Origin of the sequence: Robertmurraya mesotrionivorans, assembly GCF_050971805.1 — a bacterium.
Taxonomy (GTDB): Bacteria; Bacillota; Bacilli; order Bacillales; family Cytobacillaceae; genus Robertmurraya_A.
Genome location: NZ_JBPCCH010000062.1, coordinates 1 through 595, shown reverse-complemented (window position 1 = coordinate 595; position 595 = coordinate 1). Strand labels below are relative to the sequence as shown.

The following is a 595-nucleotide window of genomic DNA, read 5'->3' as shown; positions in this document are numbered from 1 at the left end:
TGGAGCGGAAGACGGGATTCGAACCCGCGACCCCAACCTTGGCAAGGTTGTATTCTACCACTGAACTACTTCCGCATATGGTAAGTTATTTTGCTATCGCAAAAAACTTTGGTGCGGGTGAAGGGAGTCGAACCCCCACGCCTTGCGGCGCTAGATCCTAAGTCTAGTGCGTCTGCCAATTCCGCCACACCCGCATAATGGAAAGTTATTTTGCTGAAGCAAAAAACTTTGGTGAGCCATGAAGGACTCGAACCTTCGACCCTCTGATTAAAAGTCAGATGCTCTACCGACTGAGCTAATGGCTCGTACAAATGGTGCCGGTGAGAGGACTTGAACCCCCAACCTACTGATTACAAGTCAGTTGCTCTACCAATTGAGCTACGCCGGCAAACAATGATTAGTTATCTTCACTTTGTGAAGGAAAATCATTTAAATGGATAGTTATTTTCACTTCGTGAAGGATAAATATTTTCGCTTCGCGAATTTCGGATAACTATTTTTCACTATCGTGAAAAAAGTTTTGGTGGAGGATGACGGGATCGAACCGCCGACCCCCTGCTTGTAAGGCAGGTGCTCTCCCAGCTGAGCTAATCCT

Annotated in this window: 4 tRNA genes; all 4 read right to left on the bottom strand. The window is 46.7% G+C overall.

Annotated features, from left to right (window positions below):
• Positions 1-75: transfer RNA gene (locus ACRX5O_RS25280), tRNA-Gly, on the bottom strand.
• 34 nt (positions 76-109) lie between these two features.
• Positions 110-194: transfer RNA gene (locus ACRX5O_RS25275), tRNA-Leu, on the bottom strand.
• Between the two features lie 35 nt (positions 195-229).
• Positions 230-305, bottom strand: a tRNA-Lys gene (locus ACRX5O_RS25270).
• A gap of 7 nt (positions 306-312) precedes the next feature.
• Positions 313-388, bottom strand: a tRNA-Thr gene (locus ACRX5O_RS25265).
• Positions 389-595: the final 207 nt, after the last annotated feature.